The sequence below is a fragment of the Paenibacillus sp. GCM10028914 genome (assembly GCF_042666275.1).
Taxonomy (GTDB): domain Bacteria; phylum Bacillota; class Bacilli; order Paenibacillales; family Paenibacillaceae; genus Paenibacillus_AQ.
Genome location: NZ_JBHTFO010000015.1, coordinates 409,607 through 423,121, shown reverse-complemented (window position 1 = coordinate 423,121; position 13,515 = coordinate 409,607). Strand labels below are relative to the sequence as shown.

Annotated in this window: 15 protein-coding genes; 6 read left to right on the top strand and 9 right to left on the bottom strand. The window is 41.7% G+C overall.

Translation table 11 applies throughout. From position 1 onward, the window contains the following. Together ACFQV5_RS15385 and ACFQV5_RS15380 are read left to right on the top strand one after the other, a co-directional pair. A complete protein-coding gene (locus ACFQV5_RS15385; protein ID WP_379248221.1) occupies positions 1-1,152 on the top strand; it encodes a Ger(x)C family spore germination protein in 1,152 nt (383 codons plus the stop codon). Positions 1,153-1,176: 24 nt separating this feature from the next. Next, complete coding sequence (locus tag ACFQV5_RS15380) at positions 1,177-1,785, top strand: DUF2238 domain-containing protein (protein ID WP_483874803.1); 609 nt, start codon at positions 1,177-1,179, stop codon at positions 1,783-1,785. A 103-nt stretch (positions 1,786-1,888) separates the two neighbouring features. Here ACFQV5_RS15380 and ACFQV5_RS15375 read toward each other — a convergent pair whose 3' ends face one another. The 6 genes from ACFQV5_RS15375 to ACFQV5_RS15350 form a co-directional block, all read right to left on the bottom strand. After that, positions 1,889-2,458 carry a P-loop nucleotide/nucleoside kinase family protein gene (locus ACFQV5_RS15375; RefSeq protein ID WP_379248219.1) on the bottom strand — a complete coding sequence of 190 codons (570 nt, stop codon included), beginning with the start codon at positions 2,456-2,458 and terminating at the stop codon, positions 1,889-1,891. A gap of 125 nt (positions 2,459-2,583) precedes the next feature. Next, entirely contained in the window at positions 2,584-3,462 is an 879-nt protein-coding gene (locus ACFQV5_RS15370; RefSeq protein WP_379248218.1) for a metal ABC transporter permease, read from the bottom strand. Next, entirely contained in the window at positions 3,459-4,391 is a 933-nt protein-coding gene (locus ACFQV5_RS15365; RefSeq protein WP_379248217.1) for a metal ABC transporter permease, read from the bottom strand. The genes ACFQV5_RS15370 and ACFQV5_RS15365 overlap by 4 nt, the downstream gene beginning before the upstream one ends. A 3-nt stretch (positions 4,392-4,394) precedes the next feature. Next, positions 4,395-5,123 (bottom strand): metal ABC transporter ATP-binding protein, encoded by a 729-nt coding sequence (locus ACFQV5_RS15360; RefSeq protein ID WP_379248286.1) that lies wholly within the window; start codon positions 5,121-5,123, stop codon positions 4,395-4,397. Positions 5,124-5,125: 2 nt separating this feature from the next. Continuing rightward, complete coding sequence (locus ACFQV5_RS15355; protein ID WP_379248285.1) at positions 5,126-6,088, bottom strand: metal ABC transporter solute-binding protein, Zn/Mn family; 963 nt, start codon at positions 6,086-6,088, stop codon at positions 5,126-5,128. Between the two features lie 264 nt (positions 6,089-6,352). After that, on the bottom strand, positions 6,353-6,643 hold the full coding sequence (locus ACFQV5_RS15350; protein WP_379248216.1) for a hypothetical protein: 291 nt from the start codon (positions 6,641-6,643) through the stop codon (positions 6,353-6,355). Positions 6,644-7,140: 497 nt separating this feature from the next. Between ACFQV5_RS15350 and qoxA the strand changes: the two genes are divergently transcribed. Genes qoxA through qoxD form a run of 4 tightly spaced genes read left to right on the top strand, consistent with a single transcriptional unit; the run spans position 7,141 to position 10,987 of the window. Then, on the top strand, positions 7,141-8,127 hold the full coding sequence (gene qoxA / locus ACFQV5_RS15345) for a cytochrome aa3 quinol oxidase subunit II (RefSeq protein WP_379248215.1): 987 nt from the start codon (positions 7,141-7,143) through the stop codon (positions 8,125-8,127). Positions 8,128-8,161: 34 nt separating this feature from the next. Next, positions 8,162-10,105 (top strand): cytochrome aa3 quinol oxidase subunit I, encoded by a 1,944-nt coding sequence (gene qoxB, locus ACFQV5_RS15340; protein ID WP_379248214.1) that lies wholly within the window; start codon positions 8,162-8,164, stop codon positions 10,103-10,105. Next, a complete protein-coding gene (qoxC, locus tag ACFQV5_RS15335) occupies positions 10,102-10,698 on the top strand; it encodes a cytochrome aa3 quinol oxidase subunit III (protein ID WP_379248213.1) in 597 nt (198 codons plus the stop codon). Before qoxB ends, qoxC begins: the two co-directional genes overlap by 4 nt. Position 10,699: 1 nt before the next feature. Further along, on the top strand, positions 10,700-10,987 hold the full coding sequence (qoxD, locus tag ACFQV5_RS15330; RefSeq protein WP_379248212.1) for a cytochrome aa3 quinol oxidase subunit IV: 288 nt from the start codon (positions 10,700-10,702) through the stop codon (positions 10,985-10,987). 85 nt (positions 10,988-11,072) lie between these two features. Here the strand turns inward: qoxD and ACFQV5_RS15325 are convergent, their stop codons facing one another. Genes ACFQV5_RS15325 through ACFQV5_RS15315 form a run of 3 tightly spaced genes read right to left on the bottom strand, consistent with a single transcriptional unit; the run spans position 11,073 to position 13,382 of the window. Further along, positions 11,073-11,270 (bottom strand): hypothetical protein, encoded by a 198-nt coding sequence (locus ACFQV5_RS15325; protein ID WP_379248211.1) that lies wholly within the window; start codon positions 11,268-11,270, stop codon positions 11,073-11,075. Beyond that, positions 11,263-12,681 carry a sensor histidine kinase gene (locus tag ACFQV5_RS15320; protein WP_379248210.1) on the bottom strand — a complete coding sequence of 473 codons (1,419 nt, stop codon included), beginning with the start codon at positions 12,679-12,681 and terminating at the stop codon, positions 11,263-11,265. Before ACFQV5_RS15320 ends, ACFQV5_RS15325 begins: the two co-directional genes overlap by 8 nt. After that, on the bottom strand, positions 12,678-13,382 hold the full coding sequence (locus ACFQV5_RS15315; RefSeq protein WP_379248209.1) for a response regulator transcription factor: 705 nt from the start codon (positions 13,380-13,382) through the stop codon (positions 12,678-12,680). Before ACFQV5_RS15315 ends, ACFQV5_RS15320 begins: the two co-directional genes overlap by 4 nt. Positions 13,383-13,515 lie beyond the last annotated feature (133 nt).

Here is a 13,515-nt window from a genome sequence, read left to right as displayed (position 1 = left end):
ATGAACAAACACGTCAAGTTACTTAAAATAATATGTGTATGTCTGCTTCTTAACCTTCTTAGCGGTTGCTGGGATATCAAAGAAATACAAGATATGAACTACATTTCAGCAATCGGCATCGATTACGAAGACGATCACTTTGTCTTATACACCCAAATGCTTGATTTCACCTCCATAGCGAAGTCAGAAGGAGGACAATCGTCCCCGACGTCAGATGTTTGGACAGGTAAAACCGAAGGTAAAACTTTGGATATAGCAATTAACGATTTGTATAATTCATCTCAGGAGCGGACTTCATGGGGGCATATCTCAAGTATTATTTTAAGTAAGAATGTGTTGAAATCTAATCTTCTCCCTCAACTGGATACAATTACCCGCTATCAGGAAATTCGAGTGACTCCCTGGGTATACGGAACTGATGAATCGATAGAAGATTTATTGAATGTAACTGCTTTTTACAATCTGTCACCTCTAAATACGTTATTACATGAGCCTACACAGGTGCATGAACAGAAATCTTTTATTTCTCCAATTCGATACTTTGATTTTGTTGCTGCAATAACTGAGCCAGGATTTCAAGTCCTACTTCCACGTTTAACCATTGATTTATCAACATGGCGAAAGAATAATAAAGAAGATCCTAAACTAAACCTTAATGGAGTCTTTGCAATGTCAGACGATAAGCTGAACGGATTACTTACGAATGATAAGCTTACTGGACTTCGTTGGTTAGATACTGGAACCCATCGTTCTCCCCTTGCTATAAAAAAAGATAATGACATTGGTGCAGACCTAATACTGCAGAAACCGAAAATCAAAAAGAAGTTGTACGTTTCAAACGGCGTACCGAAATATAAGATACACGTTAAATTAAAGGGGAGTGTTGTGGAACTCCGGAGGGATTTTTCCATAAATGAACTTGAGAAAGAAGCTGCGAAAGCAGTAAAAGAAGAAATACTATCAACGTATAAGCATGGCTACGATATCAATGCAGACCTGTATAGATTGAGCCATCTATTGTTTAAACAACAGACAGGACTTTGGAAAAAACTCAGTCAAATGAAACCATTCATATTGGATGAAGATTCATTAGAGCTTGTCACAGTGGATGTCACTCTCGACAGTACAGGAATGAAAATATTGTCACAATAATCTGATATAGAGAAGGGGCTTTACGTGAAACAGACATCAAGAAAAACATCAGGAAGCCGAAGATATATTCAAGTGTTTGAAATAGGATTATATTTGATATGCAGCATCGCATTAGTCTACTTTGCCATAAAAGGCGTTTATTCAAAATGTTTTCAAGCGGGATTGATCATCGCAGTTCTTCTATTATTAAGAGGACTCTTGAGATGGACAAAGACAACACTCTCCCCGAGTCTTCACTTTTCCGTATTGCTATTTATTACAATCACCATGCTTGTGGCCAACTTATTTAATATGTATGGTGTTATCCCCATTTTAGATAAAATTGAGCATTTGCTGTCCGGCGTGATCCTTGTGTATGTTGGACTGTTGGTGCTCCATAAAATCATCCAACGTCAAGGAATAACGGATCTCCCACCACGTATTTCAATATGGTTTTCGTTGTTCTTTTCGATTGCTATGGCTGCGTGTTGGGAAATTTACGAATTTACGGTTGATCACCTATTTGGGCTGGTTTCGCAAAATGGCAGCTTAACGGATACCATGTGGGATATCATCTGCGGCACGATCGGAGCTGTATGTACCGTGATTTACTTAAACATCAAAGCTAAAAAAAATCCGCAATCGATCCTATAAAACCTTCAGTATTACTTGAACGCTAGAGGCCACTTCAGGAGTTAATCCCAAAGTGGCCTCTATAATAATAGGGCAAATCGAATTCTTAGATTCATAGAATGACTTATTTCTCTTCCATTCTTCCAAACACAGCTTGTTTCTCCCTTATTATGTACTGTTTGTTATGTCGAATCTCTTGGACAACCTTATCTATGTCATCGACTGACAAGTGACTAGTGTACAGAACATGCTGCGTATCTTGGATAGCTGCCTTAAACTCCTGCAGTAAAATAAAGCTTCGCTCTCCCATCTGTTCCTCAGCAGGACGCAAACGGTCCCGTGCACCCAGTGTTTCCTGATCCGTCAGCAAAATGATATAAACGATCTGAACTTCTTTGTTCTTTAATTCATTGGCCAACCATGCAGCCTCATGCGGAAAAGTAACATAGTCAATCACGACATTATAATCAGCTTGTAACAGATTGTGAGTGAGAGATGCGATATTTGTCCATGTTAACCGATTCGTGTCTTCACATAGCCACGGTTTCCCCCGCCCCACAACAGGAAGATGACTAATAGTATCACCTGATATATAAGAGCTTCGCTCAAGTGAATGCACTAACCTTTTTGAAGTCGTCGATTTCCCTACGCCAGCAGGACCGGAAATGATATATACCGTTCTTCTTAGCTTCATATTATCTACTCCCAAATTGAGATGTCAAAATATTCCTAGTTTTATTAAATCTGATCTCAATCATAATAACAATAAAAAAATAGCTGCAGAGCTAATAGCTCTACAGCTGTCATGTAATTTAAAGATTAAATCTCAGGCACAGTGAAAGGTTTAAGATATCGTGAGAGTATTCCATGTTTAGGAGAGAACAAGAAGCTAAATACGAACATGATCCCTGTAGCGAATGCCATAGATCCCGAAATAGAAGTATCCAACCATACGGCAATATAATAACCCGCTACAGAGGATAGGACACCAAATGTCCCGCTAAGTATAATCATCACTGACATGCGATCTGTCCATAAATAAGCGGAAGCCGCAGGTGTAATGAGCATAGCAACAACCATAATTGCACCAACTGCATCAAATGCCGCAACTGTAGTCACCGATACAAGTGACATAAACAAGTAATGCATAAGAACAACAGGTATACCTAGACTTGCAGCCAAAGCGGGATCGAAGGATGTAATTTTCCACTCTTTGTAGAAAGAGAGTATCACGATAATGACCACAAGCAGGACAACTGACAAAATAAAGGTTGCCTCTGGTATTTCTCCGATCCAAGGGATATTGATCTTGTTCCATGGAATAAAAGTAATCTCTCCCATCAGTGCATGCTTCACGTCCAAATGAGCATTTCCTACCTGGGTGGCAATCAGGATAACTCCTATCGCGAATAGAGTCGTAAACACTACACCGATGGAAGCATCTTGCTGAACGCCGCGGGAATGAAACCATTGTACAAGTACCGAGGTCATTAGACCGGCAATAATAGCACCTATGAGCATATGACTCCCGCTAAGCTCCCTCGTAATCAGAAATGCCGTAACGATGCCTAATAGAACGGTGTGGCTAATCGCATCAGCCATCATGGCCAACCGCCGCAGGATCAGAAACACCCCAATAATACCGCAAGATAATCCGACAAGTGAAGCGGTTAGAAGTATCCACCCCGTATAACTCATCTTTCCGCCTCCTTAATCACAGCTGTCTGTCTGGACCAGATTTGAGTATCCTCTGCAATCTGCTTTTTCTGGGAACGAAGCTGCAGAGCTTGAATGAGCAACCCTTTTTCAGAGCCAAATACAAGCGAAATTACGAAAAGTGCGGACGATGAGACAACGATGAACGGACCTGTTGGCCAGCCCTTACCTAATGTACTGATCATCGTACCCGTCATTCCTGCACTTCCGCCAAATACAGCTGAGAGAATAAGCATCCATTTAAATGAATGTGTCCAATACCGAGCACTGACAGCTGGGATAATGAGCAATGCTGACATCAGGATCACTCCAACCGCTTGAATACCAATAACAATCACAAGCACGAGAACGGCAAGGTAAATACTGTTCATGAGGCGACCTGACAAACCCAATCCTTTAGCAAAGTCAGGATCGAAGAGGAACAATTTCCATTCCTTGAATCCTATGATCACCACAAGCATCACAATTAGAGCAAGCACGAGCATCGTATATACATCTCGCCGGACCATCGATGCTGCCTGACCAAAAATAAAACTATCAAGTCCGCTCTGGTTACCTCCTGCCGAACGATTAACGATCGTTAGCAGCATAATTCCCAGACCGAAAAATACGGATAAGATCATGCCCATGGCTGTATCCTCTTTAATCCGACTCGAGGAACCGATCCATTGAATCATTAATGCACCGATCAGAGCACTTATAGCAGCTCCGGTTATCATAATAGGTAAACTTTTCGTACCAGAAAGGGCGAAGGCAATAACAACACCCGGCAAGGCAGCGTGCGATAAAGCGTCACTCATAAGACTTTGACGCTTCCAATAGGCGAGACATCCAATTACACCAGCAGCCATTCCAAGAATTAATGTGCTTAATAGAACCCATTGTGTATTAGGCGAAAGTAGCGTATCCATGGTTTACGCCTCCTTCATCCAGCGAAGTGCACCGCCATAAGCGCGGTACACATTTTCCTTAGTGAAGACGTCTTCTGTCTTCCCATGAGCTATAACTCCGCGGTTTAACAGCAGAACGTGGTCAAAGTATTCCTCTACAGTTTGCAAGTCATGATGAACAACCATTACTGTCTTACCAGACCTTCTCAACTCTTTCAGAGTCGACATGATGGCACTTTCCGTGGCAGCATCTACACCGGCAAGGGGCTCATCCATGAAGTACAAATCAGCTTCTTGCACCAATGCACGGGCCAGAAATACCCGTTGTTGCTGTCCTCCAGAGAGCTGGCTGATCTGTCTCTGTGCGTAGTCAGCCATTCCCATTTGCTCGAGTGAAGCCAGCGCTTTTTCCTTATGTCTACGTTTAGGCAACTTTAACCATCCAACCTGACCGTATAATCCCATCATGACAACATCCAGTGCGTTCGTCGGAAAATCCCAGTCCACAGATCCGCGCTGCGGGACGTAACCAACACGAGTCTTCATTTTACCGAGTGTAGAACCGAAAAAACTTACTGTACCCGAGAGTTTAGGATGAAGCTCCAGCATTACTTTCAGTAGTGTGGACTTTCCGGCCCCATTTGGACCGACAATGCTTGTCAGTGACCCCGGCTGTACATCGAATGTGACTTCACTCAATACTTTATTTTTACGATAAGAAGCTGATAATCCTTGAACACTTAGAACTGACATACTCATTCACCGCTTCCTGTTAAGGCTTTGAAAATCGTATCCACATTATGACGATACATTCCGATGTAAGTGCCTTCTGGTGTTCCCTCACTACCCATTGCGTCTGAATAGAGTTCTCCGCCAAGTTTTATGTTCAAATTTTGACTAGCAGCACCTTCGATAACCGCCTTAATTGAATTTGGGTTAATACTGCTCTCTACAAATACAGCTGGGATGCTGTGCTCAAGTAATGTCTGTATTGTTTCATCAATATCTGATATCCCGATCTCATCTTCTGTGCTTAATCCCTGAAGTCCTACAACTTTCATATCGTGCATTCGTCCGAAATAGCCAAATGCATCATGCGCCGTTACAATGACTCGCTTTTCTTTCTCAATTTGAGCAAGCTTTTCTTTCGATTCTTTACTTAATGCATCAAGCTCTTCAAAGTACTTTACCTTGTTTGCCTCGAAATATTCTGCATTGTCCGGAGAGAAATTCTTCAGTTCATCTACTGCCGAATTCAGAGCCTGCTTCCATAAATCGATGTCAAACCAGATGTGAGGATCGACGGCATCGGCATCATCTCTAAGCAACTGATCCTTCGGTACAACTTCGCCAATTGCAAGCACAGGCTTTCGCTTACCAATTTCCTCAAATATTTCGATCATATTCCCCTCAAGATGCAGACCACTATAAAATACGATGTCACTGTCATCGAGCTTCTTGATATCCCCTTGAGTTGCGTTATACAAGTGCGGATCTACACCTGGGCCCATTAGGCTTTGTACATTCACCTTATCTCCACCAATGACGGATAGCGGTTCGGCGATTTGTCCAATTGTTGTCACGATACTAATCTGACCTTCCGATAGTGCACCATCAGACTTATTTTCTTTCGTAGCACAACCCGTAAGTATAAGTGATAACCCCAGAACCATTACAATCGTAACCTTGATTGTCCTCTTGTACATCTGTTTAGTCATTATTCCATTCACCTTCTTTTCCTCCTCCTACAGTATGGTAAGAACCAATAATTGTTCCTTCGTAAAAGAAATGTGGACAACATCAAATATGTTTCCTCAATGCAAAACTCTCTGGGTATAAAATAATTTCAAAATTGATATTTGTCAAGAACTTATTTGAATATGAGCAAGAAAAAAAGAAGTCTATTCCCACAGTACTACCGCTGTAGGAATAGACTTCTTTACATTAAAAAAAGTAATACGGCCTAACTCCATCAGTATGATCTATACGATATCATCTAATGTAGTAATTAGAATTCCGCCAAAAGCAGGACCATCTTCTGATGAAGAAAGTGAAACACTCAACAGCTGATCTACGGATAAGCTTCGGCTATTGAAGCCAGAAATCGTATACGTGGAGGTATCAGCATTAGCACGTGTAACTACAAGATCAACCGGATTTGGTGAGAGATTCAGTACGTTAATGGTCGCATTTTTACCACTCGACAAATCCTCATAGTAGGTCTTACTCTCCGAAACTGGTAAATTGAACATTTGAGGTAATATAGAAGTCATTCTTCTAACCTCCTCTCGATTTGAGATATTACATACTATTCTTCAAATCTAGTTATGCAACGGTAAATGTCATTGATTAATATCAATTTATATATTTAGGTAATTGTATACGCTTCATAATTATTGTAGAGAAAAAATATAGCAATCACGCTACCTTACGCCTCCATTCCCTTTAATTACACAAATTGAAAAAAATGTTGCTATGAAAGGAATTTGAAGCTTTTATAGCCAAAAATTTGTGACAAATATACGAACTATCGTGAATATTTGAACAAAGTTTGAACTCGCTGTAAACCGCGGTAATACTGTGATTTCTCTCACAGACCCCTTCGTTTGTAACAATTTGAACACAGAATGTTACATACTTCGTCATGATTAAACCATTATATGGTTATTTTACAAAGAAATGCTTTTTGCAAACCGATGCTTAACTTCTTAATATAGGTAAAGGAAACAAACAACGCCAGAAGATAGAGTAAGAAAGAAAGGGGTACACCATGAAAAAACGAGGGCCGTTATTTGCATTGTTCTTGAGCTTCACCTTGCTCTTATCGGGATGCAGCTCAATTACAGTATTGGATCCAAAGGGACCTGCTGCAAGAACCCTATCCGAGACCATCATATTTTCTATATTAATGATGCTCGGAGTCTTGGCGGTAGTATACGCCTTGTACATCTTTATCCTGGTTAAATACCGGGCTAAGAAGTCTAATGAAGGATACGTGCCTCCTCATGAAGAGGGCAGTAAGTGGCTGGAGATAACTTGGATCACAATTCCTATTATTATTGTAGCTATTCTGTCCGTAGTCACTGTGAAGACTACAAGTGCTGTTGAGAAAGTTCCTGAGGGGTATGAGAATCAGGAACCACTAGTGATCTATGCATCTTCATCGAACTGGAAATGGCATTTTAGTTATCCAGAAGAAGGTATTGAAACAGTTAACTATGTGAACATTCCAACACATCGTCCAGTCGAGTTCCGTATTTATTCTTTCGGACCGATCACCAGCTTGTGGATTCCTCAACTGGCAGGTCAAAAATATGGTATGAGCGACATGGTTAATAAACTGAACGTGGTTGCTGATGTTGCTGGATCGTACGTAGGTAAGAACTCCAACTTTAGCGGTGAAGGATTCGCTCACATGGAATTCGAAACATTGGCTATGTCCCCTGCTGAGTATGACGAGTGGGTGAATGATGTGAAGACAACCGCACCTGAATTAACGGAAGCAGATTTCAAGAAGCTGCTGAACACGAAATTCGTAGGCCGTATGTCCTTCTCGAATAACCACCTAACTTTCAGTCCTCCACCAGAAGAACATGGACACCACGGAACTTCTGATCACCAGGAAAACAAGACTGAACATCCAGATCCGGCAACAGAGGACGAAGCTGAGTTTGACAGTGAAACCAATGTTGATCCAACTGAACCGATTCCGGATTTCCCGGCTGATGAAGAATCAACAAATCATGAAGGACATTAATGTCTTCAGACATCCAGAAAGGAGTTAAGCCCTTATGAAATGGGACGAATTTTTCGTTACCGGCGAACCGATGATCTACGGAGCCATGGCTAGTATTGTACTCGCAACGCTCGCAATTATCGTAGGTTTGACCTACTTTAAAAAATGGGGATATTTGTGGCGGGAATGGCTGACCACGGTGGATCATAAGAAAATAGGTGTTATGTATATCATAGCAGCCTTGCTTATGCTATTCCGTGGTGGTGTTGACGCACTCTTGATGCGTGCCCAAACGGCAGCACCGGAACTAAAATTCCTAGACGCACAACATTATAATGAAATTTTTACAACACACGGCTTAATTATGATTCTCTTTATGGCAATGCCATTTGTATTTGGTCTGATGAACGTCATCATTCCACTCCAGATCGGTGCGCGCGACGTAGCTTTCCCACGTCTAAACGCAATCAGCTTCTGGTTGTTCTTCTTCGGGGCAATGCTCTTAAACCTCTCCTTTGTTATCGGAGGATCACCTGATGCCGGCTGGACTGCATATTTCCCTCTGGCAAGTAATGAATTTAGTCCGACCGTAGGTAATAACTATTATTCCCTTGCTCTTCAAATATCAGGGATTGGTACATTGCTTACTGGCGTAAACTTTATCGTTACCATTCTTAAAATGCGTGCACCTGGCATGACTTTGATGAAAATGCCAATGTTCACATGGTCTGTACTTATTACATGTGTCATCATCATCTTTGCTTTCCCAGTACTGACGATTGCATTGCTTCTAATGATGTTTGACCGACTTTTCGGTTCCCAATTCTTCACCATGGCGAACGGCGGTATGGATATGCTGTGGGCCAACTTGTTCTGGGTATGGGGCCATCCTGAAGTTTACATTGTTATTCTACCGGCTTTCGGTATCTTCAGTGAAATTATCTCGACGTTCTCTAAAAAGAACCTGTACGGATATACATCAATGGTTATCAGTATGGCTGTCATTTCCGGTCTGTCCTTCCTCGTGTGGGCTCACCACTTCTACACGATGGGCCAAGGCGCGATGGTCAACGGATTCTTCTCCATTACAACGATGGCGATTGCAGTTCCGACCGGTGTGAAGATATTCAACTGGCTGTTCACGATGCGAAAAGGTCGAATAACCTTTACGACACCTATGCTTTATTCACTAGCCTTTATTCCGATTTTTACAATCGGTGGTGTAACGGGTGTCATGCTTGCAATGGCAAGTGCCGACTATCAGTATCACAACACGATGTTCCTGGTAGCTCACTTCCACTACGTTCTGATCCCAGGTACCGTATTTGCGGTTATCGCTGGTTTCCATTACTGGTTCCCGAAAGTATTCGGATTCCGTCTTAATGAGCGTCTTGGTAAAATGGCTTTCTGGTTTATCGCAATTTCGTTTAACGTAACTTTCTTCCCTCTATTCTTCTTGGGTCTGAAAGGTATGACACGCCGTACGTACACGTATTCTGCAGAAACAGGATTCGGACCACTCAACATGCTTTCCATGGTGGGTGCACTCGGCTTAACGATCGGTTTCATTCTACTCGTGTACAACATCTATTGGAGTACTCGTTACCAACCAAGAGACAAAACCGGAGATCCATGGGACGCACGTTCTTTGGAATGGTCTACACCAAGTCCGGTTCCAGTATACAACTTTGCTGTTACACCTAAAGTTACTCAGCGCGATGCATTCTGGTTCGCTAAGCAAGACAAAGTTGCTCTCTCGGATGAAAAAATCACAAAGATTCATATGCCGAGCAATTCAGGCAAACCGTTTGTTCTTGGTGTCATCTTCTTCTTCCTAGGATTCTTCCTAGTATTTAGTTGGTGGGTACCAGCTATCATTGCAGGTATTGGCGTCATCATTGTAATGGCTACAATGTCCTTTGACCGTGATAATGGATACTACATTCCGGTTGAAGAAATTGTTGAAACAGAAAACAAATTGCGGGGTGATACGGTATGAAAATAGATGCCACTCAGCCGCTTGAATACGGAACAGAGGAAAACCGCAATAAGATCTTTGGATTCTGGTTATTTCTCGGAGCTGAAATCGCACTGTTCGCTACCCTGTTTACCGTTTACTTCGTTCTAGTCAATCGTTTTGCGACTGGTCCGAGCGGTGCAGAAATATTTGAGATTGGTCCGGTTCTTGCCGAGACTTTCATCTTGTTAACATCAAGTTTTACAATTGGTCTTGCAGTTCACAGTATGCGCCTTGGTCTTAAAAAGCAGATGATGATCTTTATGATTATCACCCTGCTGCTCGGTGCAGGCTTCCTTGGAATCGAAATATTTGAATTCGTCACTTATGTTCATGAAGGTGCAACATTGTCGACAAGTGCATTCCTATCCAGCTTGTTCGTACTACTGGGTACTCACGGTGCTCACGTAACCTTCGGATTATTGTGGGGTGGAGCAATTCTGTTCCAATTGAAAAAGTACGGCTTGGATCATCGTACAGCTAACAAATCCTTTATCTTCTCGCTGTACTGGCACTTCCTAGACGTTGTATGGATCTTTATCTTCAGCTTTGTTTACCTGAAAGGACTGATGTGACATGTTGAAACAGCTGTTTCCGATTAAGCATGTAGTAGGTTTTGTTTCCTCCCTCGTCCTTACCGCACTTGCGCTTGTTGTGCTCATGGATATTCCTTCAGCGGTGAAGATGGCAATACTGGTGGTTACAGCTATACTGCAAGCTTCCCTTCAGCTCGTCTTGTTCATGCACATCGGGGAATCGGACAATAAAAAATCACTCTATATCAATATCGCCTATGCACTGTTCGTTGCACTAGTAACGATATTCGGTACGCTCTTCATCTTTACTTGGGGCTGGTTCGCTTAATACAAGTTGACCACAACCTCTTAAAGTTAGAAAGCATAAGAACAGCCCTCCTTGAGTAATCAAGGAGGGCTGTTTTCTTTTTATATTATTTTTTCATCCATCTGGCCATGAGATATTTCAAGCCGAAGATTACGAAGAGCAGAGATATGAGTATACATAACGGAACTAATACAGGTTTACTTATTATATGCAAATGCGCAGGATCAGATATAGCAGATAAGAATAAACAACCCAGACCTAGAACAATCAAGCCGCTGGCGAGGATCCACTCCAGTTTATTCATATTCATCCTCCTTACTTTCAGGTGAAGGGAAACAAATATCAAAGCTCGTGCCTACTCCAAGTTCGCTGCTTACCTGAATATCGCCACCATGAAGATCGACCAATTTTTTAGTGATGGATAGTCCAAGACCGGTTCCGCCAAACTTACGCGAACGAGATTTCTCCACCCGATAGAATCGTTCGAACAAGAATGGAATCTCTTCTTCTGCAATCCCCATACCTGTATCTTTGATCTTTAAGTGTACATTGTTCGGATTGTGGTGGATACTTACTGTTATGTTTCCTTGATCGGTGTATCGAATCGCATTATCAAGCAAATTAAGCAAAATCTGCTCCATACGAAGACCATCTCCTAGAATCAATGGAATCTCATCATCATACACAGCTTGCATCGATAACCCCTTCTCCTTAACCCTCCATTCCATCTTGCGAACGGTATTTCGTACAATCTCGGATAGGTCAATCCATTCTAAAGATAAACTGATCTTACCTTCTTCCATCTTAGCTAGTTCAAATAAATCATTAACTAGCCTATTTAAACGCACTGCCTCTTCCTGAATGATATCTAGGTACTGATCTTTCTCTTCCTCTGAAGTATATAATTTTTCTTTAACAACCTTGGCATACCCTTCGATATACGTAATAGGTGTGCGTAGTTCATGAGATATATTCGCAAAAAACTCCTGGCGGGTATCCCGATATCGTTGCAGGTCCTTCGCTAGATCGTTAATCGCTTCTGCAAGTGACCCCATCTCGTCCCCACTCTTGATGGAGAGTCTCGTTTCTAAATCACCTACGGCTATTTTACGAGTTGCTTTCTGCATCTCTAGTAACGGGCGTGATAAGATTTGAGCTGAAATCCATGTTCCCCCCAAAGCAATTAATAGAGCACCAACACCAGATAGGATAAGTAAATTACGTATTCGGTTGATTGACTCGTCCATGTGCTGCGTTGATGCAAGAACATAAAGTGCTTTGTCAGTCGCGCCATCATGATCACTTTGAGGGATAACCATACCTGATACTATATATCGGTTATTATTCGGATCTGTATGTGTAAAGTTAACCGTTTCACCGGCAAAGATCTTCTCAATATCCTGCTCATGGATGAAAGTATGGTATGAAGGGTCATAATCACCAGAATGTGCTGTAACGTCGCCCTTATTGTTTATAAAGAATATACTAACATCAGAGAAATCAGCAAAAGCATCTAGTGAATGTTCGATAGAATTCTCCGGTGAAGCAGCCATCATAACAAAATGCGTTATCATGTCATTTACTTTACTCTTCATTTCCGTTTGATGAAAATTCGTGAAGATCCGATCGATCGCGATACCAAGAAAGAAGAAGACAATCAGGAATAGGGACATGATCCAGATCCCTATCTTCATTCCGATACGGTTATGTTTCACAGAAGTTCACCTGCAAGATTAAACTTGTACCCGATCCCCCATACCGTATGAAGTGGATTATAACTGAGACCCGCCTTAGTCGCTTTTTCCCGTATATTCTTCACATGCGTATCTATAACTCGTGATTCCCCGTGATAGTCATGCCCCCAAATGGTCTCTACCAACTCTTCTCTAGAAAAAGCACGATGACTATTTTGCGCTAATGTAAGCAGCAGATCAAATTCCTTCTGCGTGAATTCCACGGGCTGATCATGGATCAGCACTTCTCTTCCATCGGGATGAATCGATAGTTCCGGATAATGGAGCTTTTTTTCTTGCGGTGCACTTAACTTAGCAAACGTATATCGACGTATCAAAGAATAGACCCTTGCAATAAGTTCGTCGGATTCAAAAGGTTTCGTAAGATAATCATCCGCACCGATACCTAGACCATGAACTTTGTCTTTTGTTTCTGATCTAGCCGTAAGTATTAGAACAGGAACCTGACTCTGTTCCCGAATTTTTTTGCATACAGTCCACCCATCCATATCCGGCATCATAATATCCAGCAGAATGACATCAAAATTATGCTGCTTAACTAAGGATAAGGCTTCATAGCCTGTTGATGCCTCTTTAACTTCGAATCCTTCTTTCATGAGATAGATTCGTAATAAATTTCGCATATTCCATTCATCATCAACTACGAGTACTTGAATTTTCATTAGCATTACCCCTGCTCTATGTACTTTATTGCTTTATTATCAGTCAAATGCATGCTGAAACCATGGAGTTACCACTAGCTCAAAAAAACCAGTCTATCACATGAAGTGTTAGACTGGTTAACCGCATTAATTC